Genomic DNA, 24,532 nt, shown 5'->3' on the forward strand with positions numbered 1-24,532 from the left:
GGCAAAATAACCCCAGGTTGAGCGAATTGACATTGAAAAATAACACAATCGTTAGCTTTGCGAGGGATTAACATAAAACGACTTTATGTCTCTAAGGGATTGACGTGCTAAATTGAATGAGGTACGTACCTCAGTATTGTATGGTTTGTTGATTTTCCTGGAAGTTTCGGGGAGAATAGGGCGCATTCTGAGGAAAGAGTCTGGCTTCCGGCATGTTGCTGCTGTGAGACAATCGATCAGGCTTCTTGGGATTCAGATGCATAAGGCCGTGTCTCTGAAATCCGTACCGGGCTGCAAGAGGATCAGCGGCTGGTGCGGTTGGCGAAATTATCATTTTGTGGATTGAAAAAACAACGGACCGGCGCAATCAGGTTTTCCACTTGCTGGTCTTGGTGATGAGCGGGCAACGTCCAGTGTGGGTTCGAAAGTAAGCTTTGTTTGCGTTCAGTTATTGTCGCACCAGCTCTCTAAAATCATGCAATTTGTATATCGTGGGAGGAAGTGATGGTTAAGATAATTGCAATGCTGACGAACAACAATCTGACTGTTGAAAACGCCAGGGAAACGTTCGGACGCCGTCCTGGGATGTGAGCCGGAGACAATCTTAAATGTTTAAAGGCGGTCACCGAGCGAGGTGAGTGACGGATTCTCCCGCACTCACATGCCGCTGACAGCCATTCGAACTGCGCACCAGTACCCAATATGAATTGCTGATGCGCATGAAAACCAGGAAGGTAGCAGAAGTAATGTCAATGACGTTTGGTATTGTAGTTGGAAGCCGGGGATTTTTCCCAGGTCACCTTGCGGCTACAGGTCGTGATCATATGATCAGTGCTGTTGAAAATGCTGGCCATAAGTGCATCGTCCTTGGCCTCGAAGACACCCAGCATGGTGCCGTGCAGTCATTTGAAGATGCTAGAAAATGCGCAGCTTTGTTCAAGAAGCATGCTGATGATATTGATGGAATAATCGTCACGCTTCCGAACTTCGGGGAAGAGCGGCCAATTGCCGACACCATCCGCCTGTCGGGGCTGAAGGTACCTACCTTGATCCAGGCCACCCCGGATGATCCGCAAAAAATGTCGATTCAGTGGCGCCGTGACAGCTTCTGCGGAAAGATGTCGGCCTGCAATAATCTGCGACAGTACGGCATTCGCTATTCACTCACCAAATCTCACTGCGTAGACCCGCTCAGCGATGAGTTTCAAGATGATCTTGCGCGTTTTTCGGCGACCTGCCGTATTGTTGGTGGTTTGCGGGGCTTGCGGATAGGCGCAATCGGCGCACGGCCACAAGCCTTCAATACAGTTCGTTACAGCGAAAAACTTCTCGAGGCGGCCGGAATTTCGGTCATCACGCTCGATCTTTCAGAGATTTTGGGGCGGGTGTCTCGCCTTGATGATGGCGCTTCGATCGTCACAGACAAGGTCAATGCGATCAAAAACTACATTACAGTTGAAGGTGTGCCTCATCCGGCCATCCTCAGACAAGCCAAGCTTGCGGCGGTGACAGAAGAGTGGATGCGGGAGGTCGATGTTTCAATCAGCGCGATTCAATGTTGGACGTCATTGGAAGAAAACTATGGCGTCGTGCCTTGCACAATGATGAGCATGATGAGTTCCAAATTGATGTCCAGTGCATGTGAAGTTGATGTCTGTGGCCTCATAGGCATGCATATGTTGGCACTTGCGTCCGGGACGCCGAGCGCGCTTCTCGACTGGAACAATAACTATGGAACGAACGCTAATAAAGCCGTGTGTTTCCATTGCAGCAACCTGCCGAAAGAATTCTTTAAAAACTACAAAATGGACTTTCAGGAAATCATTGCCGGGACGGTTGGCAAAGACAATACCTATGGAACGGTGGACGGCTCAATAAAGTCGGGGCACATGACCTATATTCGTGTGAGCACGGATGACACATCCGGGCGCATTTGTGGTTACGTCGGAGAAGGAAAGTTCACCGATGATCCGCTGGAAACGTTTGGTGGCGCTGGCGTTGTTGAAATTCCCAATATGCAAAAGTTGCTGCGTTATATTTGCGAAAACGGCTTCGAGCATCATGTGGCGGCGAATTTTTCTTCCGTCAGTGAGGCCATAATCGACGCTTCACGTCAGTATCTGGGTTGGGATTTCCATCTCCACGAATGAAAAAATTGAAAACCACGCAGGTGGTTGGGAGACGCCAGTCCACCCGTCCGGTTTCTTCTTAAAAGTGTTGAGCGCCAATATCGGAATGTTCTTGATAATGGAGGGTAGCATGACAGCAACGATCCACAAGCCGACGGAGTCGGCAAGATGGTTTTTGCACGTTGGTGTTGCAGATCCGGGCGTATGGGACGAGTTCATTGACGATGACGATGACGATGACGATGACGATGACGATGCGATTGCCGCAGCCTCGATTCAAGCTTTGGTGCTGCATGAATCGGAAGCAACTTCGATCGATGGTAGCTTGCTACCGAAAAGCGATGCAGACACCAATAAATATTTGAGCTGAGCCCATGTTCAAATCAGCACTTCCTGCGGTTCGGCGAACTCTTCGAACACAAATTAGATGGTAGAACAAATGCAAGATCGTATTTTTGGGCAAGTCAACGGTGTCGATATCCATGAGGTCACTCTACGCTCGGATGGGGGTGTGGAGGCAAAGATCCTGACATGGGGGGCTGCAGTGCGCGATTTGCTCATCCCCACGCCTCTGGGAAAACAACGGGTTGTCATCGGCTTTGATACAATTGACGACTATACCGCCGATACTGCTCATGCCGGCACAATCGCTGGTCGTTTTGCCAACAGGATTGCACAAGGCCGTTTTGAACTGGATGGCAAAGATTATCAATTGCCACTTAATCAAGATGGAAAGCATACGCTACACGGCGGTGGTGACGGTCAAGGCTTTAGCCGCAGGCCTTGGAGGCTTGAGGCGCACGACGCGTCATCGGTAACGATGTCACTTCAATCTCCGGATGGTGATGCCGGTTTCCCCGGCAACCTGGATGTTCAGTGCGTCTATCGATTGTTGGACCCCGGGACCTTGGAAGTCGAGTTGACTGCCACGACGGACGCACCAACGCTCTGTAATCTTGCCAGCCATGGTTACTTCAATCTTGAGTTGCCAGTTGGATTCAAAAACGCTCCCGTACCAAGCGCAATTGATCATGAGTTTTTAGCAGAAGCCGACTTTTATACTCCAGTTGATCACGATCTAATTCCAACCGGCGAGATACGCTCGGTTTATGGAACGCCTTTTGATTTTCACAAGCCAAGACCTTTACGAAACCAACAGAAGGTCAACTACGACCTCGGGTTCGTTCTAAGAGAGACGGTCTCCGCAGATAAAAAACTGATACATGCAGGAACGTTGTCCGGGCCCAAGACACGCATGGCCATGGATGTTTATACGACCGAGCCACACCTGCAATTATATGATGGCGGAGCGTTCAATGGCCCGGCCGTGGGTCTCGATGGAGCTCGCTATGGAAGGCATTGCGGTATCTGCCTGGAACCGCAGCGTTATCCGGATAGCCCTAATCGAAGTCATTTCGTCGGTGCGGTGTTGCGGCCGAATGAAACTTATCGACAGGTAACCGAGTACAGATTTCGCACATTTTAACCGCCGATGAACTGACGTTCGACCAAGCCATGAGACGCTAGGTTGTGAAAGCAAATGAAGGGGACGGAACAGTGGCAAACGAAGACGATGACTTTGTGATGATGCAAGCTGTTGCCGAAGCGACGGCACCGGCGGCTGGACGGCTGGTCATGTCATATTTGAAGCAGAATGGACCCTTGGAAATTGAAACCAAGGGACCGCAAGACTTTGTGATAGCGGTTGATAAATCAGTCGAATTGCTGATCCGGAACAGGTTGCATCAAGCATTTCCCCATCACGCCATTTTGTAGTTTGGGTTCTGGACCCCATCGACGGTACTTCGAACTTCATGCGCGATCGTCCGAGCTGGTGTGTGTCGGTCGGTGCTACCATAGAGGGTAAGCCAATGCTTGGCGTCATCTTCGACCCTGTTAAAGATGAGTCATATAGCGCGGCCGTGGTCGAGGCGCGACTCGTAACGGTGATCCGATAGCAGTCAACAAAGATGCGACCTTCAAAGATGCGACCCTCAACAAATCAGCGTTCTGCGTGGGCTTCACATCGGCAAGAGCGGAACAGCGCCTGCCCAGCAGATCAGCCATATTCTGGATCATGGCTGTGAGGACCGTCGCTTTGGCCCTTCAGCCATGATGCTTGCTCATGTCGCCGATGGTAGACTGGCCGCTTGTCAGACTAGAATTCTGTTGTGATTTTCTGACTGTTAATAGGTGAAGCGCTTTCGGCTCTACTGATTGCGTATCCCCATGGTTATGGCCGTGTGATCATGGACCTGGCTCTGATCCTTGCTGCCTTTCGATAGGATCGTGGAGTGAGGCCGGTTTCCATTCTGAAATATCGGTTGAAATTCGACAGATTGTTGAAGCCTGCTTCGAAGCAGATATCCGTGATCGACATTCCAGTTTCCGCCAGTAATGTGCGGGCGCGCCAAACGCGCACCGAGCGGCTATAGGTGGAGAAGTTCATACCTGTCAGCCGACCGAAAGCGCGGGAAAAAGCGGAAGGCTCGAGACCTACACGCTCGGCTACCTCGTGCATCTTCGCGCTAGGACTGGATTGCATGATCTGGATAGCTTGATCGATCCTGCGATGACGCCTGTCCGACAATTGGTTATAAAATGAGATAAAATGCTCACTGGCAAGAAGCCGCTTTTGTGGAGCGGTCTCAATGCTGTTCAGTATCTCGATGAAGAGTCCGAGCCCTCCTGCATTTTCATGTTCGTGAAGGTCAAGGATTCTTCTACCGATTTCCAGAGCAGCAGGCCCCATGATTTCGATACCGCGTGCGGCAAGTGGTTTCAGACGGTGGAGAACATCAAACTCCGGACAGACCGCGCGTATGTTCATTAGCGCTTCTGCATCGAATTGCAGCACCAGATCGCGTCCCAGCAGATGCGGCGCGCCTGGTGTGATCCAGTTGTGCGGAAGGTTCGTACCAGTCAGCATCAGATGCCCCGGTTTAAAAGGACCGATATAGTCACCGACATAGGCAAAGCCCGAAGCGTCAGGAATATAGTGGATTTCCCATTCAGGATGATAGTTCCAAATGCAGATTGGGTTTGGATAGTCATCCCGGCGGATGAGGTAGGACATGCCGCCAGGCAGGGTGATTTGCTCTCGGGTAGCGGTAAAGGTATCCGAAACGGAATGTGGGAAATCTGATGCAATTGGCATTCATCAAGTCACCTTATATGCGAAGAATGTCAAAATAGTATTAGTTCTCAGTCAAAAAGCAAACTAGTTCCGATGACAAGTCCAGTCACAATGGGTCCCGTAGACGGCGAGGGAGTTTTGCCGTTCGAGGGAGGATACCATGACATTCAACAGACTCCGCGCTGGCTGCGCGGCAATTGCAATCTTTACGGCGTCCAACGCCTTTGCCGCTGCTCAGTGTAGCGACGATGTGCGCGTCCTCGCCCAGCCACGCGATGGACTAACGCTGCTGGAAGAGCACGTGGACGAATTCGAGAAATTGTCCGGCGCAGGATTTGAAATCAGCTACCTTAACGAAAACGACCGTCGCGCAAAGTCGCAGGCTGACGCATCCACCGTCGGTAGCTTTGACGTCTACTATGTCGATGAGGCAAACCTCGCCCTATTCGCCTCTTCTGGCTGGATCGTGCCGCTCGATGGCTATTATCCCTCCGACTACGACTATGCCGATTTCGATGCGGGTATGCGAGCAGCCGCGACCTATGAAGGAAAGCAATGGTTCGCACCCATACAGGGCGGTGGCGACCTGATGGTCTATCGGACGGATCTTCTGGAAAAAGCTGGTATCGCGCCACCAAAAACGTGGGAAGAGTATCTGGCTGCCGTCAAAAAACTGCACGACCCCGACAATGGCGTGTACGGAACGGCTCTGCGGGGACAGCGGGGCTCGGGTGCCAATGTCTGGCGCTGGATGCCATTGTTTAAGGCATATGGCGGGGAGTGGTTCAAAGATGGAAAGCCGGCATTTAACTCAGAGGCCGCACTGAAAGCTACACAGGCTTATTTGGACCTTTTCAAATATTCCGCTCCCGGAACGCAGACCGGATCCTGGGACGAATCGACTGGTGCATTCCGCGCTGGCAAGGTCGCCATTATCATTGAATCCGCCCCCCTTGGCGGCATGTCGGTAGACAAGGCGCAAAGTCAGGTGGCTGATAAAGTAGCCTTCTCTGTGCCCCCAACGCCGCTACCAGGTGGCGGTTATGCCCATGGCTTTGCCATCGCCGCAAAAGCCAATGCAACCGAGGAGAAAAAAGCCTGCGCCGGTCTGTTCATTGCTTGGGCGACCTCCAAAGAGCAGGAAGCGCGCCGTCTGGCGGCGGGGCAACCGGGTGAGTTGACGCGCACCAGCACCTACCAGAGTCCGGAATATGCCGCGACCTTTGGTCAGAATCTTGCTGACGCGATGGCTCAAACGGGAAGCCGAACACAGGTAACCTTCTGGCAAGATCCGCGCTGGCAAGAACTGGGTAATCAATGGGGGATCATGCTCGAAGAGCTCATCACCGGTAGCCGCAAGGATATCAAGGCAACCCTCAACGAGCTTGAGGCTTTCGCCACCAAGCTTTGATACCCGTCAGCCTTTACCAAGGGCGCGCCGTAAACGACGCGCCCGACCCTGTTAGTTGAGGATTTTTGCCATGCGCCGCAGGCGTTCGCTGCCTTACGTTTTTCTCGGCCCAACGTTGGTCATACTGATTGTTCTGGCGCTCGTGCCGACGATCTATGCAATCAATATTTCATTGCAGAACAGAACCTTGGCACAGCCGCAGGCCGATTACGTTTGGTTCGCCAATTATATAGCCTTGTTTTCCGATGCCCGTTTTCTCAATGCTTTGTGGGTGTCGCTCAAATGGGAAGTTGTAAGTGTCACAGCAACTATGTTGACGGGCATCGCGCTCAGTATCGCCATGTTTGAGGCGACTGGTCCGCGGGTGCGGAATATCCTGTGTGTCTTGTTTATAATTCCGGTCCTCTTGCCGCGCGTCTGCGCTGCCTTTGTTTGGAAATTCTCTTTTCATCCTTTGTATGGCGCTTTGACCTGGCCTGTACGCGAACTCACGGGCAGTACACCAGATATCCTTTCCACGCCGCTCGGGGCACTGTTTGCAGTTGCATTCGTCGACGTCTGGCAATGGGGGCTTTTCTTTGCGGTAATTATTCTCAAGCTTCTGGAATCGCTTCCTCCGCAGCCTCTGGAAGCCGCACGCATCGATCGCGCGACGCGCTGGGAAGTCCATCGCTACGTCACACTTCCGATGCTGAAGGCTCCGCTTATCAGCCTGCTTCTCGTCAAGGCGATCGAAAGTCTGCGCTCCTTCGATCTGGTTTATGTCATGACACGGGGCGGCCCAGGCATCTCGACGGAAACACTCGACATGTATGCCTATTCCCAGGGTTTCATTGAATCCGGCAAAATCTCATATGCCTCATCAATGGCAGTCATCATGATGGTACTGACCATCGTCACCTTCACCTTTACCTGGAAGAGGCTGAACCGATGAAACTGTCCACATTGCTCCTCAGGCTGATGCTGATATTAGCGGCTGCCTTCGTGGTCCTGCCGTTACTATGGACTTTGCTCAACGCTTTTAAAACCAATGCCGACCTGCTGGTCAGCACGCCAAAACTCTTTTTCCAGCCGGTCTGGGATAATATGAGCTACGTGCTGAACCGGCGCTCGGTCGCTCGCGCGCTCACCAATTCACTCATCATCTGCACGAGCGCCGTTGTGCTTGGGGCCGTCCTTGGCATTCCTGCCGCCTATGTTATTGCAAGATTCAAAAACCGCTTGACAGCTGAGGCGCAGTTTTTTGTTCTGTCGCTGCGCTTTCTGCCACCGGTGGCGATTGCAATTCCGATGCTGGTTATCTGGCTGGGCCTCGATCTCTACGATACCCGCTTGTCCCTGATCGTCACCTATTTGATTGTCACGACTTCAATCACTATCTGGTTGTCGATTCCGGCTTTTGAAGGTGTCAGCCTGCATGTCGAAGAGGCCGCCAGAGTCGATGGATTAGGCCCCTACGCCACTTTCTTCCGCATCGCTCTTCCGATTGTCCGCTTTCAGGTTTTCGGTGCCGTTGCCTTTTCCTTTGTGCTTGTTTGGAACGAGTTTCTTCTCGCCATGATGCTCACTACATCCAAGGCAAAGACTCTACCAATCATTGCATCTGAAATGTCACAGCTCGGCATGAATGTACCTTGGGGCATTCTCAACGCGGCCGTCGTTCTCTTGTCCTTGCCACCTCTCATTTTGCTTGGGGTAATGGCGAGCGGGCTCAATGCCGCATTTTCCAAAAAAACTAATCAAGGTTGAATCTCATGAAAGCACTTGTCCTCGAGCGCGTTGGTGAACTTACGCTGCGCGATATCGATCTGGCCCGAACGATGGGACCAGATGATGTACGCGTCCGTCTCCATACCGTCGGAGTTTGCGGCAGCGACGTACATTATTACACCCACGGCCGCATCGGTAATTTCGTGCTCAATGAGCCTATGGTTCTGGGCCACGAGGCCGCAGGCACCGTGACTGAAGTCGGTGCCAACGTCACGCATCTTAAGGCCGGTGACCGGGTGTGCATGGAGCCGGGAATTCCCGATCCCTCATCGCGTGCTTCGCGTCTCGGGCTCTACAATGTCGATCCCGCTGTAACTTTCTGGGCAACACCGCCGGTGCATGGTGTGCTTTGCCCGGAAACCATTCATCCAGCCGGATTTACCTACAAGCTGCCAGACAACGTCTCTTTTGCTGAAGGGGCGATGGTCGAGCCCTTCGCCGTCGGCATGCAAGCCGCAGCACGCGCCCGCATTACCCCTGGCGACACGGCAGTTGTAACAGGTTGCGGCACAATCGGGATCATGGTTGCACTGGCAGCATTGGCCGGCGGCTGCTCGCGGGTGCTGATTTCGGATGTTTCCCCGATCAAATTGAAACTTGCGGAAACTTATGACGGCATCAGTGGCATCAACGTACGAGAAACGAACCTCGTCGATGCAGTTGACACTGCCACAGGTGGCTGGGGTGCCGATATAGTATTCGAATGCTCCGGTGCGTCGGCCGCTATCGCCGATCTTTTCAAAATCGTGAGACCTGGTGGAACCGTGGTCCTCGTGGGCTTGCCAGTTGAGCCCGTCCCGATGGATATTGCTGCTGCATGCTCACGCGAGTGTCGGATAGAAACCGTGTTTCGCTATGCTAACGTCTTTGATCGCGCCTTGGCTCTCATCGCCGCCGGAAAGGTCGATTTGAAGCCGCTCGTCTCGGGCACGTTCGCATTTGAGGACTCTATTGCGGCCTTCAAGCGCGCTGCCGAAGGGCGTCCGGAAGATGTGAAGCTGCAGATCACCCTGGACGGGGAGGGGAACTGATGGCGACCGTTGAATGCCGTGGAATCCGCAAAGTCTATGGTTCGGTGGAAGTCATGCACGATTTCAACCTTAAGATAGATGACCACGAATTCGTCGTCTTTCTCGGGCCATCAGGTTGTGGCAAGTCAACGATGCTGCGCATGATCGCCGGTCTCGAAGAAATATCGAGCGGTGACCTTCTAATTGGTGGTCAACGTATGAACGATCGCGACCCTGGAGATCGCGGTATCGCTATGGTTTTTCAAAATTACGCGCTCTATCCACATATGAGCGTACGGGAAAATATTGTATTCGGTCTGGAACGTGCCGGCATTGCAAAAGGCGCGATCAACGAACGCCTTGCTCCGGTTGTCGAGGCACTCGGTCTTGGCATCTACCTGTCCCGCAAACCAACGGAACTGTCGGGCGGCCAGCAACAGCGCGTGGCGATCGCGCGTGCTATGATCAAAACTCCGGAGGTGTTTCTCTTCGACGAGCCATTATCTAATCTAGACGCAAAGCTTCGCGGTAGCTTGCGTGTCGAGATTGCGCGCCTGCACCGGGACCTTGAGACGACGAGCATTTACGTTACACATGACCAGCTCGAAGCGATGACACTTGCTGACAAGATCGTTTTGATGAAGGACGGGCGTATAGAGCAGATGGGCACGCCTGAAGAAATCTACCAATCTCCAGCCACCCTGTTTGCCGCCGGCTTCATCGGAACGCCAAACATGAACTTCATGCAATTACAGGCGCTTAATGGTGAGATTGGCGATTCTGGTGCCAGGTTCAAGGCGCCTTTCGCGATCAGACCTGGCCCTGTTACCGTAGGGATCCGACCAGGAGCATTTCAACTGACTGATGAAGGGGGTGGGTTACGCGGTCGAGTCGAGCGTAACGAGTTTCACGGAGAGACGAGACTTGTGACATTGCGCAACAATAGCCATGAGATCAGCATTGCTGTACCCGCGGCTACCGCCATCAAGGAAGGTGATGTTGTGGGCATAGATGTTGCTGCTCACGAACTGCACCTATTTGACCCCGAAACAGAAAAACGATTTGCAGTGCACAAAGTCGCGTGATGAACGGACAAACTTTTGAAGCTTTGGCCCGACAGCTAATAATTTCCCGTCGACAAGCTTCGGTGGTTTGTATCTTCAGTAATATTATAGAAGCCAATGCAGGCCGACGGCCACAATAATCGCAGCTATCGCATTTGCCATAATATTTGGCTCTGAGCCATTGGTGTTGTGCGGTGGAAAAAACCCAACGCAAGAATGAAGAAAGTTTATGCCTGTTCTAGTACTCCTTCCGATTATTGTCATTCTTAATTATGTATTGGCATGGCATGCCACAGGCCGTTTAAGAATAGGCAACGTCCTCGCAGGCACAACATGTCTGCTAATCTGGCTATGGTATGCGGACGAAATGTTTTTGATGGATTTTTAGTCCTTCGAGCACTCTTTTTAGTATGCTATTAAGGTACTTAGCCGTGCCACAAGTCGCTTTGGCTTTGCTTGATCTCCACATTTTTTAAGCGTGATGCCGCAACGGTACGCTTTAGCATCCGAGTAATGCGAAGTCCTAGCACCGTTACCCAGAGTTCTCAAAACGACGCAACTTTTGCCCAGAACCCTACTCAACTTAAGGTTGACTAGGAAAGATGAGTATCTTAGTCAAGAAAAGTCGGCGGGGGATTCGCTGGCAGACGCGTAGTGTCAAAAGCTGGGGATTTTTCACGTGGTTGTTTTCGCGAGTTTCGATGCTGATCGCCGCAAGGATCGGCGCGCATGCGTAACCTTTTCTGTTTCTCGTCTAAGTCCGATTAAACGACGGTTACTAGGCCTATCCCGGGCGATGTTGGGATCGGGGATTATTGCCATCTCCTCTGCACAGGCGCAAGAAAGTGATACCATTCTCCTTGACCCTATCACGCTGCGCGTCGAAAATGCCTGGGGGCCCGTCGATGGTTATGTTGCTAACCGCAGTGCGACTGGTTCCAAAAGCGATACGCCGCTGATCGAAAACCCGCAGTCGATCTCGATCGTTACGGCGGATCAGATGAAGGCACAGCGGGTGGAGAGCCTGGGCAATGCGCTTCGTTACACTGCCGGTGTTGCAGGAGAATTGTGGGGTAATGACACGCGTGGTTATGGTCTGCAAATTCGTGGATTCGGTGTATCGGACGAGGCTTTTTATAAGGATGGCTTGCGGCTGAAGGGAACGGATTTTGCCACCTTCCTGTCACTTGACCCCTATGGTGCCGAACGCCTGGAAATATTGCATGGCCCGGCCTCTGTCCTTTATGGCCAGAACAGTCCCGGCGGCATTATCAACTATGTGAGCAAGCGCCCAACTGGCGAAACGTTCCGGGAAATCGAAGTCAGTGCCGGTAGCTTCAACCGCTATCAGACCCAGTTTGATATGGGAGGTGTCTTCGACAAGGACGGCGTGCTGAGTTATCGGGTGACAGGCTTGTTTCGTGATGGTGAAACCGGTGTAGATTTTGTCAACGACGACCGCATCTTTATAGCGCCCTCGCTGAAGTGGCAGCCCAATGCCGACACCAGCCTGACGCTGCTTGCCACCTACCAACGTGACAAAACAGGCTGGGGTATCCAATTTCTACCAGCCGATGGCACTGTCTTTCCGGGGCTGAACGGCAAGCGTCTGCCGAACAGCCGCTTTGTTGGCGAACCGGGTTTCGATGAGTTTTCTCCAACACTTGCCATGGCGGGTTATGAATTCGAGCATCGAATGAACGACACATGGCTCGTTCGGCAGAACCTTCGCTATTCTTATCTCAGCAATGACAAGCAGCTTGGCGTGTTTGGCGGCGGGGCCAATCCCAATCCTGATCTTTCTCCTGGCCTTGATCCGGACGGCCATACCTACCACCGCTATGTCGACGCCGGGAGCTCAACGCTCGGCAATTTTTCGGTCGACAATCAGGCTCAGGCCGAGTTCGACACGGGGCCGCTTGCACACACGCTGCTGATGGGATTCGACTACCAGTACACTGATTACAAGGATTGGGGTGGCTCGGGAACAGTTGCACCGCTTGATGATATCTTTAATCCCGTCTACGGCGCCCCGGTGTCCGATATCATTTCTTACAAGGATACCAACACTCGCCAGTGGCAGGCTGGTCTCTACGCGCAAGATCAGATCAAGTATGATAACTGGGCGCTTACATTCGGCGGTCGACAGGATTGGACAAAAAGCACAATACTCGACAAGCTGTCCCACAGCGAAAGCGAACAGTCTGATAGTGCATTCACGGGCCGGGTTGGCCTCGTTTATCTCTCCGACACCGGCCTTGCGCCCTATGTCAGTTATTCAACATCATTTTATCCGACATTGGGCACGGGAAGCGGCGGTGAAACCTTCAAGCCAGGGACCGGTGAGCAGTACGAGGTCGGTATCAAATATCAGCCAAAAGGCTGGAACAGCTTCGTAACCGTTGCTGCCTTTGATCTTACCCGTGAGAATGTCTCTCGCACTATTGGCAATGAGCGTTTCCAGACAGGAGAAATTCGCTCGCGGGGTATTGAAGTTGAAGGCGTTGCCAGCCTCGATTCCGGTTGGGATATAAAACTCGCTTACGCATATACAGATATGGAGATTCGCGATGATGGCGAAGGCACAGGTGGCAATATGCCTTCCGGCGTGCCGCGCCACCGAATGTCGCTGTGGGGCGACTATACGTTCAAAACTGGCGTGCTCGAAGGTTTCGGCGCCGGTGTTGGCGCCCGCTATATCGGATCAAGCTTTGGCGATGATGACAATTCTTTCAAGGTGCCGTCGGCAACACTGGTCGATGCCGCCATCCACTATGACTGGAAGAACATGAAATTCCAGCTCAATGCCAGCAACCTTTTCGATAAGCAATATGTTGCCTCCTGCTTCAATCGCACCTCCGGTTGCTTCTATGGAGAGGGCCGCAAGATTACGGGCTCGGTGAAGTATCGCTGGTGAACGGGACACGAACATATAACAAACGATCCATTTGCCTCAAATACCCAACACGGCGGCAATGTATCGGAGGGCTTGCGGCAATGTTGGTTGCCCAAATTCCCGTCGCGCGTGCAGCAAATATGCCGCGAGTGGCTTGTCTTGAATGGGCGTCGGCCGAACTTGTCGTCTCGCTGGGTATCCAGCCTGTAGCGGTAGCCGATCTTAAAGGTTACCGTGACTGGGTTGTGGCACCCCGGCTGTCTGATGACTGTCTTGATTTAGGCTCCCGTGGTGAGCCCAATCTTGAGGTCTTGCTCAAGCTCAATCCTGATATGATCGTCAGCGCTCATGGCTACGGACTCGAGGGAGGTCCATTTGCGAAGATTGCACCGCTGCATACGGTAGCACTTTACGACGGCACCGGCGGGACACCATATGGTCAGGCCGAGAGCGAGACGCTGAGATTGGCCGAGAGGCTTGGTCGGGAAACGCAAGCGCATGAGGTGATTGAAAGCACGGCGGCTACGATTTCCAGGACCAAAAAGATGCTGGCGGACCAAGGCGGTAGTCCCCTCGCTGTGGTCAGCATGTTCGACGATCGGCATGTGCGTGTCTATGGCAGGTCGAGTCTTTTCCAAGACGTGCTGGATAGGCTTGGGCTTATCAATGCGTGGACCGGAGAAACCGGAAGTTGGGGGTTTTCGACGATGGGTATCGAGGAACTTGTGGCGATCGGTAACGCGCGGCTGATCTCGCTCGACCCGATTCCGCCGCATGTGAAGATCAGAATCGAACAAAGTACGCTTTGGAAGAGCCTCCCTTGCGTCAGGGCAGGCAATGTTACAACAATTCCTCCTGTCTGGCCGTTCGGCGGGCTGGCCGCGGCCGCCCGTTTCGCCACGCTGCTTGCGCAAACATGACGGTCATGCAACTGACAAAAACGACAACGCGGCGGAACACTGGAATATGGCTTCTTCCTTTGCTCGTTGGCATTCCCGCGTTCATCGCCGCATCCCTCACCATATCCGACCTTCTGCGACTGCTGCCCACCGAGTTCTGGTGGCGTGCGATCAGCAATGCCGACTTTACTGATCCCCGGCAGCTGCTTTACCGCCATGCTTTCCTGCCACGTCTTGCAATCAGCCTGTTGGTTGGGGCTGCACTCGGGCTTGCTGGCACGCTGTTCCAGCAAATCCTGCGCAATCCTCTTGCCGAACCGACAACAATTGGCACCAATGCAGGTGCCAGTGTCGCTTTAACTCTTGCGACCCTCTATGCGCCGTGGATGTTGGAACATGGACGGGAGTGGGTGGCTATCGCCGGTGGCACAATAAGTACACTGATCGTTTTTGCCTTGGCGTCGGGACGCGGTTTTTCTCCAATAAGGATCATTATCGGGGGGCTGATCGTCAGCCTCACCTTCAGTTCTGCAAGTGCCTTCTTGATGGCTGCCAATCGCGAATATTCCCAGGAATTGTACATTTGGCAAAGTGGATCACTTATACAGAATGGCGATGCCACGGCTTTTGCGCTGACACCCTGGTTGTTGGCGAGCGCAGCAGCGGCCTTCCTGCTGGTACGCCCATTACAAATCCTTGATCTGGCTGACGAGGGAGCGTCGAGCCTGGGCAACAATCCGACTTTGACACGGATGACGGGATTGGTGGTTGCAGTGATTCTTAGCGCTATCGCCACAGCGGCTGTTGGTGTCATCAGCTTTGTGGCCTTGGCAGCCCCGGTTCTGACTCGGCTTGCCGGTGCGCGAACGCTGCATCAACGCATAATCTGGGCACCGCTTTTAGGCGCTTCCCTGCTTTGGCTGACTGATCGGGTTGTGCAGATATTGCCATTTTTGTCGGAAATTCCTGCCGGTACTGCAACAGCGTTTCTTGGTGCGCCGTTGCTGTTGCTGCTGCTACCGAAGTTGCGCATCGCACCACACAAAAACGGAGATGCGTCATCAGTGTTCCGCCGGCGCAATGCTTTGCCCTGGTTGCTGGCCGGCCTTTTAGTACTCGGTTTTTTCCTCTGTCTGACCCTTGCCGCCGGGCGTGATATTAATGGCTGGTATTGGGCTACATCCGATGAACTTGGCTATCTCTTGCCCCTCAGGGCGCCACGGGTTGTTGTGGCACTGTCGGCGGGTATTATGTTGGCGTTTGCAGGTGTACTAATCCAGCGCATGACCGGTAATCCAATGGCGGCACCTGAGGTGCTGGGCATTTCAGGCGGCGCTGCCCTCGGCGTGCTTTTGCTGTTTGTTTCAATGTCGAGTTTTAGTCGTCCGGCAATGTTCCTGGCTGGATTGGCGGGGGCGCTTGTTTGCCTGCTGCTGATTGCACCGATGGATTATCGAAAGGCGTTAGCCCCCGAGCGACTGCTACTCAGCGGTGTTACCGTGGCAACAATGGCATCGGCGGCATCGGCGATCGTTTTGGCCAGCGGAGATCCGCGACTGGGTATATTGTTAGCCTGGTTATCCGGTTCGACCTACACGGCGACAGCAGATGATGCCATCATCGCTGGGATCATCACGGCTATTCTTGTGGGGATTGCACCGCTGACCGCGCGCTGGCTGGAGATATTGCCGCTAGGCATAGCCGCTGCGCGAGGAGTAGGTCTTGGGGCTAACCGGGTACGAATCATCCTGCTCGTTTTGATCGCAACATCAACAGCGGCGTCGACATTGATTATTGGACCGCTGAGCTTCGTTGGTTTGATGGCACCGCACATGGCACGCGTCCTCGGGTTTCAAAGGGCCTTGCCTCAGCTTGCCGCAGCGGGGCTCCTTGGCGGACTCATGCTGATGCTTGCGGACTGGGCCGGCCGAATGCTTATCTTCCCGTGGCAGATTCCTGCCGGGCTTCTAGCTGCACTTGTGGGTGGTCCCTATTTTGTTGTGCTAATGAGAACGCGTCGTTAGTGATATTGCACGGCCCCGACTGAAAATGTTTAGCCAATGACTTACAATTGGATATCGTTACATTTTACAGCGGTATATTATTGAGCGAAGTCGCTGATAGTGGCACGGGGCTTTAACAGCCCCGATCGATGACATATAGATCGATATGCATCCGCGAATATCTTCGACAACACTGGGGCGGTTTTTATCGTTCTTGTTGTGACATGATCGTGGGGGGTGAGGTGTATAACTGGCATAAATTACTATTGGCTGCTTGCATCGCTGTTTTGATAGGATTTGGCTATTTGGCCGGCTCCGACTACGAAACATCGGATATTAGCGGCAGGGCTTTTTCCACGGCACAGGAAGCGGCTCGTAGCGTTAAATAATCTGCATGCCTGCGGCAGATTTGCACATTTTCATCGGTTCTGTCGTTCCACAGGAAAGCACTATACAGTGCCATCGGTGCCAGAGTACTTGTTTGAATAACGAGACTATATTTTAACGGCAGTGGACGATACTATGAATTTAATTTGAATTTTGCCGGGTGCGCGTTCAGCATTCACTCTTTTGTAGGCAGTAGGGCTAAATGAACGAGTTTAAATCGGAACTGAGGCAGCCCATTACAGTACTTCTTATACAGCCAGACGTCATCCTGAATTTCTTCATTTGCGAATACCTAGAAGCGTCCGGTCTCAACGTTTTTGATGTGGCCACCATGGAAGAAGCCATGGTCCTACTGAAAGCGCGCGCGGAGATAAGTGTCGTTATTGCGGAGTATGAATCAACAGGAAAAACCGCAGACGAAAACTACATAACAATGATAGCTGCGCAGTTTCCGCAGCTGGCTCTCATTGTTACCGTTGAAGAAGCTATCATTCCGGCAGGTTTGCCACCGAGCGTGAGAGTATTGGCTAAACCGTTCGAACCGAAAATTGTGAAAGAAATTCTGGAACATCTCTTGGGTAGGTCTGCGTCACAGGAAGAGAGGTCCTTTAATTCGCCAATGACTATCAAGAGCTTATAGTTTGCCGATGATGCGACGGCGGTAGCAAAATAATGATGCCAAGTTTTAAATGGATCCTTTATCGCTGCTCGAGATGTTGCAGAAAACTATTTTTGTTGCAAGTTATTGCTATAAAATCTCGAAAATGACGTTAGCGAAGGGAATGCCAGCCTCTCTCAATGTTCATAAGTAATTATATGTTTTATAGGTGTTTATGATGGCCGCAAAATCTTTGACGTAGCTTTTCTCAATCATTTCAACTCAGCGCTAACAATTTCCGACATTTACAACTTGTGATTTATATGATTTTTTCGGCTTGAAGTTGGCATGAAGAGTGTCACCGGCCTGAGGCGTCCGAACGCTGACAAGTTGGCGAACTTTACGATGCATTTAACCAAGACATTACAAATCAACGTTGCTCAATGAGGAGTTGCGTATCTCTTGTCCGCTTTCCGGCAAGGGTTTCGCATATCATTGAATACAAACTCCGGTGCATAGTATTACATGAATACGCCCATAATTTCTCATTCGCTTGTACAGCTCGACCTTTCGAATTCATCTGGAATATTAACCGCAATTCCAGAGAGCGTCGGACCCAGATTTGAGACAGCCATTGGCGCAGTTATCAAAGCTACCAGATCAGCCGGCTCGATGAGATTTCATACCAACGTGGATTTTGCCAGTATTATGCTTTCACCGTCGCCTGGCATGGAAGCTGCGTTTGCAAGCGACAGGATATATCAATTTAATGCGCCTGCGGGGGCTGTTGTCATTAATCCTGCGGAGATTGACCGAACCCTCCGCTGGTCAGGCACAAAAAAGAATGTCGCAGTGGCATTTGGACGGGCTGCCTATGCAGCCTTGGCAGCCACCGAACTTGACGGCAATAGTTGGGATCTCCGCCCTCCCAAATTTGGTCACGTTGATCTTAGAGCACTTCGCATTGGCACTGCGATGGCAAAGGAATTATCCAGCACCGCCGTCAATCCGGTGTATCTAGACGCTTTAATGACGGTGCTGGCCGTTCATATCATCCGAACTTACTCTGCACATAAAATTACAAAGCCAATGACGCAGGCGCGGCTGGCCGGACATCATGTGAAGCGCATTCGCGAATATATTCATCAAAATATGGCAGAAAATCTTACGATACTTTCGATGGCCAGGGTTGTTCAGTCTTCACCCAGTCACTTCATTCGTGCTTTTACGCTCACTCTCGGTATGCCTCCACATCAATATCTTACAAAGGTTCGTCTTGAGGAAGCGGAAACGTTGCTGACGCAAACCAATCTTCCAATCTTTGAAATTGCACATCGATCAGGATTTTCAAGCCAGAGTCATCTCACGAATACCATGAAACGGCTTAAAAATCTCACGCCCGGCCAGATTCGGGCCGCCGGTAATGCCGGGATCACCGGGTGAGATACTTGTTCCCAGATACATCGAACTAGTTATAAATATCTCATTCGAAAGGCTTATTTGCGCACGATTCTGCAATTGCGGCTTTTCTGTGTAATGACTTTGTTCGAAAATTGACCTGTCAATAGCTCTTGGCGGCCATAATGGACCGCGCGGAATTTCGCTTTGCGATGGGGGGGCGTATGACAGGTTTCTGCAATCATGATTCCAATTGGCTTTGCCAAAGATGAGTCAGATGCAGTCTCCTGACATCGAAGTTTTTGCTCCCAAAATCGAAGCGGTTTGGTCTGTGATTGATAAGCAGTATGCGGGCCGCATGAGCGCAGCAGAGCTTGATCATCTCTTTGCATGTTTTGTGCTGGGTCTCACCACACCGCGGTTTGGTGAGACCGAACCTGCTTCCCATTATCAAATCTGCCAGTCGCTGATTTCGATCAAGCTTCCGCCGGAGCGCACCGAGGCTGCGCTTCATGCTGTACCACAGGCTTCACAGCCATGGGTCGAAAGTGCCCGGCAACTCATCGAGAGCAAAGGCGCAACAATAGGAAGTGCGTTGCTGGATCGCGCGCACAACACTGAGGAAACTGCAGGCGAAAATGCGAATTCCAGTCCCCCGGAACGCCTGGTCAACAGCGAGGAAAAGCCATGATTGAATGCATGAATCGTTCTATTAAGCCTATGTCTCATCTCATACAAGCTGAAGACCAAAACTGGGTCAGATCCGGGGATCGGTCGCATCGTCGCCGGTTAATGGCAATACTTCGCCTGGCGCATCGCGTTCTTGGTGTTCAGCGCAAGGGTTTAGGCCTTGGGACGTTGGGCGTAGGCGGCAATCTGCATTCGACCACGGCGCTCGGCGCGCTGACGATGATCATCGCACTTGGCTTTTCCGGAGCTGCCCATGCGCAGTACCAAGCTGGCGGCGGTTCGGCGACAGGCGGCAACGCTGTCGCCATCGGTAACACTGCCACAGCGAATGGCAATAACAGCGTGGCGCTCGGCACCGCGAATTCCGCAACTGGTGACGCGACAATTGCTATCGGCTATTCGATGACTGTCAATGGCCTCAATTCGATCGGCATAGGTGTCTTCGCGGGCGCGAACGGCGTCAACGCTCTCGCCATCGGCGGCAACGCCCAGGCCACAGCGGATGGAGCAACCTCCATCGGCGTCAACTCCGTTGCGCGCGCCGGTGCAGCCGCCTTGGGCCTCAACGCCCGGGCGGACGGCGTGAACTCAACGGCGGTTGGTTATGTCAGCAGGGCAACCGGACTGCGCGCCACCGCGCTTGGGTTTGGGGCAACCGCTTCCGGACTGGATGCCATTGCCCAAGGCAATTCCGCTGTCGCAAGCAATCAGAACGCCATCGCCATTGGTTTCCAGGCGACCGCCACCGCAATCAACGCCGTCAATCTCGGCAACCGAACTGTTGCAGGAGGGGGCGCCCTTCAGGAGAGCGCCATTGCCATAGGCACGGACGTATTGGCATCTCAGGTCGATGCCACTGCGATTGGTCGCCAAAGCCGGGCGACGGGTACAAGTGCCACAGCAATGGGGCGGAACGCCAGCGCTTGGGGTAATCAGTCCATCGCGCTCGGCCTTGGTGCAATCGCAGGCGTTCAGGCCAACACGGCTCTGCCCAACAGCATTGCGATCGGCACCAATGCCGTTTCATCCGGCACCGCCGGTACCGCAATCGGCACTGCCGCAAATGCAACGGCCGATTTCGGCACAGCGCTCGGCAATCAGGCCCTCGCAAGTGGTGTCGGCGCTCTTGCGGCGGGTTCGGGAGCGCAGGCTACCGCCACCTCCACCACGGCGCTCGGCAACAATGCCACAGCGACTGCCTTGAATTCGATCGCGCTGGGACTGGGCGCAGCCGCCAGCGGAATCAATAGCGCTGCTCTCGGCGTCAGCGCGGTTGCCAATGGCCAGAATGCCGTGGCGCTCGGCATCGCCGCATCCGCATCAGGATTAAACTCTGTCTATCTCGGCGCGCGCACTGTTGGAACAGGCGCCAGCGGGGCGAGTGCCATCGGCATCGGCACGGACGTGACCGCATCGCAGAATGACGCAATCGCGATGGGACGTGCAAGCCAGGCGACGGCAGCCAGCGCGATCGCCATGGGCAATACTGCAATAGCAAGCTCTGAAGATGCCGTCGCAATCGGCACCAGGGCCAATGCAGGCGGGGGCAAGTCGGTGGCTATCGGCGCGGACAATGTCGCTTATGGCAACGGCGCTGTATCAATCGGCGATCCGAGCTATGCCAGCGGCACCGGCGCCTTCACCGGCGGCGCAAACAACATCGCTAATGCGGATGGCACGGCAAGCGCTACAGCAGCCAATATGGCCAATGGCGCGGTAGCAATCGGCAACAGTAACGTGGCGATTGGCCAGGGTTCGGTCGCACTGGGTAATACGAGCCGTGCAGGCGCGGCTGGTGCTGTCGCACTTGGTGATACAGCCGTCGCTAACAATGCAGACGATGTTGCATTGGGATCGGGCTCAGTCACCGACGTGGCGGTGGGGACCGCCAGTACCGTGATCGCAGGCACCACATATAACTTTGCCGGAACTGCAACTCCTTCCTCCACCGTAAGCATCGGCGCTGCTGGCGCAGAGCGCACACTCACCAATGTGGCTGCCGGTCGCATTAGTGCTGCTTCCACCGACGGCATCAACGGCTCGCAGCTATTTGCGACTAACCAGGCAGTCGAAAGTGTTGCCACGACGATCACCAACATCAACAACGGCGGCGGCATCAAATATTTCCATGCCAATTCGACGCTGCCCGACTCGCAGGCAATCGGCACGGATTCCGTCGCGATAGGTCCAAATGCAGTGGCTAATAATGCCGGTGACGTGGCGATAGGCCTCAATTCGGTAAGCGGCGTGACGACGGCAGTTGGCGGCACCACCATCGGCGGCGTGAACTATGCATTTGCCGGAGGCGCGCCGGCCGGTGCGCTCTCCGTCGGTTCCGCGGGCGCCGAACGCCAGGTGCAGAACGTCGCGGCGGGCCAGCTCTCCGGCGCCTCCACGGATGCCGTCAACGGTTCGCAGCTCTTCGCGACCAACCAGCAGGTAACGACCAATACGACCGACATCGCCAATCTCGGCGACTCCATCGGCGACATCGGCGATACGATCAACAATATCGCGGGCGATACCTCCACTGCCTATACCGACGCCAATGGCGACGGCATCCGCTATGTCCGCACCAATGACCGGACGCTGGCGGTGAGCGACTCGTCGGCCCAGGGGGTTGGTTCGACCGCCGTCGGCTACAATGCCACGGCGATTGCCGAAAGTTCGCTGGCACTTGGACGGGAGAGCCAGTCCACCATCCTCGGCGGTGTGGCCCTCGGCTCCGGGTCGGTCTCGGACCGTGTGCTGGCGCCTGCAACGGGCCAGATCGCGGCGGGTCCGACGAACTTCATCGAATACAACACTACCGACAAGTCGCTGCTCGGCGCGGTTTCGGTCGGCACGGCCACATCCTACCGCCAGATCACCAATGTCGCTGATGGTACGGACTCGCAGGACGCCGTGACAATACGCCAGCTCCAAGGCGCCATCGCTTCGGTTGCTGCAACGCCGTCCAAATATTTCCACGCCAATTCGGTCGCCGGCGACTCTCTCGCCGTCGGTGCGGAATCGATCGCCGTCGGCCCGACCACCGTCGTCAATGGCGATAATGGCGTCGGCATCGGCAATGGCGCGATCGTCGATCAAACGGCACCGGGTGGAACGGCCATCGGCCAGGGCGCGCATGTGCTCCTCGCCGACGGCATTGCGCTCGGCACCCAGGCCACGGCAGCCGGTATCCAGTCGGTTGCCCTCGGAGCCGGTGCCGACAGCAATCACATCAACAGCGTCGCCCTCGGCGCGCAGTCGGTGACGACTGTCGGAGCGCAGACCGGCTATACGGCTTTTGCGCTTGCGGCTCCGCAGACTTCCTTCGGCGAAGTCTCCATCGGCGGGGTGGGCACGGAACGCAAACTGACCAATCTCGCGGCCGGTTCCGCCGAAACGGATGCGGTCAATGTCAGCCAACTGCGCGGTCTGGGCACGCAGATCACCAACAATCTCGGTGGCGGTGCCGTCGTCAATCCCGACGGCACGATCACTGGCCCGACCTATAATATCCAGGGCGGCAGCTATACGACCGTCTATGATGGGTTCACCGCCGTCGATGCAAGCATCACCAATCTCAACAACCAGATCAACAATGGCGGCGGCATCAAATATTTCCACGCCAATTCCACACTGGCCGATTCATCGGCAACGGGTACGGACAGCGTGGCGATTGGTCCGGAAAGCATCGCTACCGGCACCGACAGCCTTGCGGCCGGCCATGGCGCGGCAGCAACCGGCGTGGGCTCCGTGGCGCTCGGCGAAGGCGCTCAGGCGAACAATGCCAATGATGTCGCCCTCGGCTCTGGATCTGTCACGGAGACGGCTGTCGGAACCGCCGGCACCACCATTCGCGGCAAACAGTATGATTTTGCTGGAACGACGCCTGTGGGGACCGTCAGTGTCGGCGCTGACGGAGCGGAACGGACAATCACAAACGTAGCAGCGGGACGCATTGCTGCGGACAGTACAGATGCGATCAATGGATCGCAATTGCATGCTACCAACTCCGCGATTGAGGATTTGGAAGGCGGAATTGGTAGTATCAACAACAATGCCGTCTTTTACGATATCAAAGACGGCAAAAAAACAAATAATATCACCCTCCAAGGAGGTGATGTTAATGCACCGGTTGTCATTTCCAATGTTGGAAAAGGCGTTGCCGACAATGATGCCGTCAATGTCTCGCAGCTGAAGGAAAATGTGACCTACGCCATTAAGACATCGAACGACTATACAGATAGCGTCGCAACAACAACTTTGAATGAGGCCAATAGCTACACGGATCAGAAATTCGGGCAGCTCAATCAGGAGTTCGACTCGATCCGCGACGAAGCTCGCCAAGCCGCAGCCATCGGTCTCGCCGCTGCTTCATTGCGTTATGATGATAGGCCCGGAAAGGTCAGTGTGGCGGTGGGCGGCGGTTACTGGCGCGATGCCGGTGCTCTCGCCTTTGGCACAGGGTACACAAGCGAAAACGGCCGGGTACGTGCAAATCTCTCAGGCACCACGGCCGGCGGCCATTGGGGTGTGGGAGCCGGTCTCAGTTTCACGTTGAACTGAGGCAATGATGCTGCGACGTAGCTCATTCTGGCTCCTCGTTTCGCTGGCGCTCTCCAGCCTGTCCTGTCCGGTTGCGGCAGGGCAGGAGGCTCAGGCAGGCTTCCGGATCAAGCCTTCAGACGTGGTGCCGCCAGCCGATGTCAAGCTGGGCGACTATCAGCGGACCATACGGCCCTTCGAAAACTGGACATTGATCTGCGACGAGAAGGTCAAGGCTCGCCAGAGGGTCTGCAACGTCACACAGACCATCGAAAACCAGCTGGGGCAGGTCGCCTTCAGCTGGTCGCTCGCCGCAACGAAGGAAGGCAGCCCATACATGATCGTGCGCACTGCGCCGATCGCGGATGCGGATGCGCCATTGGCGCTGGCCTTTGAGGGCCGCAAGGAACCGGTCAAGATACGGCTCGACGGCTGCAACCAGGCCGTCTGCGTCGGCATGCTGCCGGTTGGCCCGATCATGCGCGACCAGATATCGAAGAAGTCTTCCCCGACGATTTCCTATGCGACCAGAACAGGCAAAACAATCAGTTTGGTTGCGCCCTTAAGCGGCCTTTCCGCAGCCGTCGAGGCGATCAATTGAAAAGGTA

17 protein-coding genes and 1 pseudogene are annotated in these 24,532 nt (G+C 54.1%); 17 read left to right on the forward strand and 1 reads right to left on the reverse strand.

All coding sequences use genetic code 11. The features are described from left to right. Positions 1-746: 746 nt before the first annotated feature. The 4 genes and pseudogenes from ACTJI9_RS16790 to ACTJI9_RS16805 all read left to right on the forward strand — a co-directional run bounded on the left by ACTJI9_RS16790 (position 747) and on the right by ACTJI9_RS16805 (position 4,087). The gene (locus tag ACTJI9_RS16790; protein WP_440809473.1) at positions 747-2,150 is read left to right on the forward strand and encodes an L-fucose/L-arabinose isomerase family protein; all 1,404 of its coding nucleotides are present in this window, start codon (positions 747-749) and stop codon (positions 2,148-2,150) included. A gap of 109 nt (positions 2,151-2,259) precedes the next feature. Then, positions 2,260-2,499, forward strand: coding sequence for a hypothetical protein (locus ACTJI9_RS16795; protein ID WP_307277018.1), 240 nt, complete (start codon positions 2,260-2,262; stop codon positions 2,497-2,499). A 69-nt stretch (positions 2,500-2,568) separates the two neighbouring features. Beyond that, positions 2,569-3,615, forward strand: coding sequence for an aldose epimerase family protein (locus ACTJI9_RS16800; protein WP_440809476.1), 1,047 nt, complete (start codon positions 2,569-2,571; stop codon positions 3,613-3,615). 149 nt (positions 3,616-3,764) lie between these two features. Next, positions 3,765-4,087 (forward strand): annotated as a pseudogene (locus ACTJI9_RS16805) (inositol monophosphatase family protein). A 275-nt stretch (positions 4,088-4,362) separates the two neighbouring features. On the opposite strand, the gene ACTJI9_RS16810 reads toward ACTJI9_RS16805, so the two are convergent. Continuing rightward, entirely contained in the window at positions 4,363-5,286 is a 924-nt protein-coding gene (locus tag ACTJI9_RS16810) for an AraC family transcriptional regulator (protein ID WP_440809479.1), read from the reverse strand. 139 nt (positions 5,287-5,425) lie between these two features. Between ACTJI9_RS16810 and ACTJI9_RS16815 the strand changes: the two genes are divergently transcribed. The 13 genes from ACTJI9_RS16815 (at position 5,426) to ACTJI9_RS16875 (ending at position 24,525) form a co-directional block, all read left to right on the forward strand. After that, the gene (locus tag ACTJI9_RS16815) at positions 5,426-6,676 is read left to right on the forward strand and encodes an ABC transporter substrate-binding protein (RefSeq protein ID WP_440809482.1); all 1,251 of its coding nucleotides are present in this window, start codon (positions 5,426-5,428) and stop codon (positions 6,674-6,676) included. A 70-nt stretch (positions 6,677-6,746) separates the two neighbouring features. Next, positions 6,747-7,610, forward strand: coding sequence for a carbohydrate ABC transporter permease (locus ACTJI9_RS16820; RefSeq protein WP_115054904.1), 864 nt, complete (start codon positions 6,747-6,749; stop codon positions 7,608-7,610). Continuing rightward, positions 7,607-8,425: a carbohydrate ABC transporter permease gene (locus ACTJI9_RS16825; protein WP_307277033.1), complete on the forward strand. Its 819-nt coding sequence runs from the start codon at positions 7,607-7,609 to the stop codon at positions 8,423-8,425. The genes ACTJI9_RS16820 and ACTJI9_RS16825 overlap by 4 nt, the downstream gene beginning before the upstream one ends. Before the next feature lie 5 nt (positions 8,426-8,430). After that, entirely contained in the window at positions 8,431-9,477 is a 1,047-nt protein-coding gene (locus tag ACTJI9_RS16830) for an NAD(P)-dependent alcohol dehydrogenase (RefSeq protein WP_440809486.1), read from the forward strand. Next, positions 9,477-10,541 carry an ABC transporter ATP-binding protein gene (locus ACTJI9_RS16835; protein WP_440809489.1) on the forward strand — a complete coding sequence of 355 codons (1,065 nt, stop codon included), beginning with the start codon at positions 9,477-9,479 and terminating at the stop codon, positions 10,539-10,541. Before ACTJI9_RS16830 ends, ACTJI9_RS16835 begins: the two co-directional genes overlap by 1 nt. Positions 10,542-11,316: 775 nt before the next feature. Further along, the gene (locus tag ACTJI9_RS16840; RefSeq protein ID WP_440809491.1) at positions 11,317-13,437 is read left to right on the forward strand and encodes a TonB-dependent siderophore receptor; all 2,121 of its coding nucleotides are present in this window, start codon (positions 11,317-11,319) and stop codon (positions 13,435-13,437) included. A gap of 80 nt (positions 13,438-13,517) precedes the next feature. Continuing rightward, positions 13,518-14,336 (forward strand): ABC transporter substrate-binding protein, encoded by an 819-nt coding sequence (locus ACTJI9_RS16845; protein ID WP_440809494.1) that lies wholly within the window; start codon positions 13,518-13,520, stop codon positions 14,334-14,336. 5 nt (positions 14,337-14,341) lie between these two features. Then, positions 14,342-16,339, forward strand: a complete 1,998-nt coding sequence (gene fhuB / locus ACTJI9_RS16850) for a Fe(3+)-hydroxamate ABC transporter permease FhuB (protein ID WP_440809497.1) — start codon at positions 14,342-14,344, stop codon at positions 16,337-16,339. Between the two features lie 568 nt (positions 16,340-16,907). Next, a complete protein-coding gene (locus ACTJI9_RS16855) occupies positions 16,908-17,345 on the forward strand; it encodes a hypothetical protein (protein ID WP_440809500.1) in 438 nt (145 codons plus the stop codon). 648 nt (positions 17,346-17,993) lie between these two features. Next, positions 17,994-18,746, forward strand: a complete 753-nt coding sequence (locus ACTJI9_RS16860) for a helix-turn-helix domain-containing protein (RefSeq protein WP_440809503.1) — start codon at positions 17,994-17,996, stop codon at positions 18,744-18,746. A 232-nt stretch (positions 18,747-18,978) separates the two neighbouring features. Beyond that, positions 18,979-19,392, forward strand: a complete 414-nt coding sequence (locus tag ACTJI9_RS16865) for a hypothetical protein (protein ID WP_336441399.1) — start codon at positions 18,979-18,981, stop codon at positions 19,390-19,392. Positions 19,393-19,493: 101 nt separating this feature from the next. Continuing rightward, on the forward strand, positions 19,494-23,945 hold the full coding sequence (locus ACTJI9_RS16870) for a YadA-like family protein (protein ID WP_440809506.1): 4,452 nt from the start codon (positions 19,494-19,496) through the stop codon (positions 23,943-23,945). A gap of 7 nt (positions 23,946-23,952) precedes the next feature. Continuing rightward, positions 23,953-24,525, forward strand: a complete 573-nt coding sequence (locus ACTJI9_RS16875) for an invasion associated locus B family protein (protein WP_440809823.1) — start codon at positions 23,953-23,955, stop codon at positions 24,523-24,525. Positions 24,526-24,532: the final 7 nt, after the last annotated feature.

Source organism: Phyllobacterium sp. 22552 (genome assembly GCF_052044585.1).
Taxonomy (GTDB): Bacteria; Pseudomonadota; Alphaproteobacteria; order Rhizobiales; family Rhizobiaceae; genus Phyllobacterium; species Phyllobacterium ifriqiyense.

Excerpts from the sequence above, each read along its gene's own strand:
- ACTJI9_RS16790 (WP_440809473.1), top strand. The coding sequence starts at position 747 with ATGTCAATGACGTTTGGTATTGTAGTTGGAAGCCGGGGATTTTTCCCA.
- ACTJI9_RS16795 (WP_307277018.1), top strand. The coding sequence starts at position 2,260 with ATGACAGCAACGATCCACAAGCCGACGGAGTCGGCAAGATGGTTTTTG.
- ACTJI9_RS16800 (WP_440809476.1), top strand. The coding sequence starts at position 2,569 with ATGCAAGATCGTATTTTTGGGCAAGTCAACGGTGTCGATATCCATGAG.
- ACTJI9_RS16810 (WP_440809479.1), bottom strand. The coding sequence starts at position 5,286 with ATGCCAATTGCATCAGATTTCCCACATTCCGTTTCGGATACCTTTACC.
- ACTJI9_RS16815 (WP_440809482.1), top strand. The coding sequence starts at position 5,426 with ATGACATTCAACAGACTCCGCGCTGGCTGCGCGGCAATTGCAATCTTT.
- ACTJI9_RS16820 (WP_115054904.1), top strand. The coding sequence starts at position 6,747 with ATGCGCCGCAGGCGTTCGCTGCCTTACGTTTTTCTCGGCCCAACGTTG.
- ACTJI9_RS16825 (WP_307277033.1), top strand. The coding sequence starts at position 7,607 with ATGAAACTGTCCACATTGCTCCTCAGGCTGATGCTGATATTAGCGGCT.
- ACTJI9_RS16830 (WP_440809486.1), top strand. The coding sequence starts at position 8,431 with ATGAAAGCACTTGTCCTCGAGCGCGTTGGTGAACTTACGCTGCGCGAT.
- ACTJI9_RS16835 (WP_440809489.1), top strand. The coding sequence starts at position 9,477 with ATGGCGACCGTTGAATGCCGTGGAATCCGCAAAGTCTATGGTTCGGTG.
- ACTJI9_RS16840 (WP_440809491.1), top strand. The coding sequence starts at position 11,317 with ATGTTGGGATCGGGGATTATTGCCATCTCCTCTGCACAGGCGCAAGAA.
- ACTJI9_RS16845 (WP_440809494.1), top strand. The coding sequence starts at position 13,518 with ATGTTGGTTGCCCAAATTCCCGTCGCGCGTGCAGCAAATATGCCGCGA.
- fhuB (WP_440809497.1), top strand. The coding sequence starts at position 14,342 with ATGCAACTGACAAAAACGACAACGCGGCGGAACACTGGAATATGGCTT.
- ACTJI9_RS16855 (WP_440809500.1), top strand. The coding sequence starts at position 16,908 with ATGAACGAGTTTAAATCGGAACTGAGGCAGCCCATTACAGTACTTCTT.
- ACTJI9_RS16865 (WP_336441399.1), top strand. The coding sequence starts at position 18,979 with ATGCAGTCTCCTGACATCGAAGTTTTTGCTCCCAAAATCGAAGCGGTT.
- ACTJI9_RS16870 (WP_440809506.1), top strand. The coding sequence starts at position 19,494 with ATGGCAATACTTCGCCTGGCGCATCGCGTTCTTGGTGTTCAGCGCAAG.
- ACTJI9_RS16875 (WP_440809823.1), top strand. The coding sequence starts at position 23,953 with ATGCTGCGACGTAGCTCATTCTGGCTCCTCGTTTCGCTGGCGCTCTCC.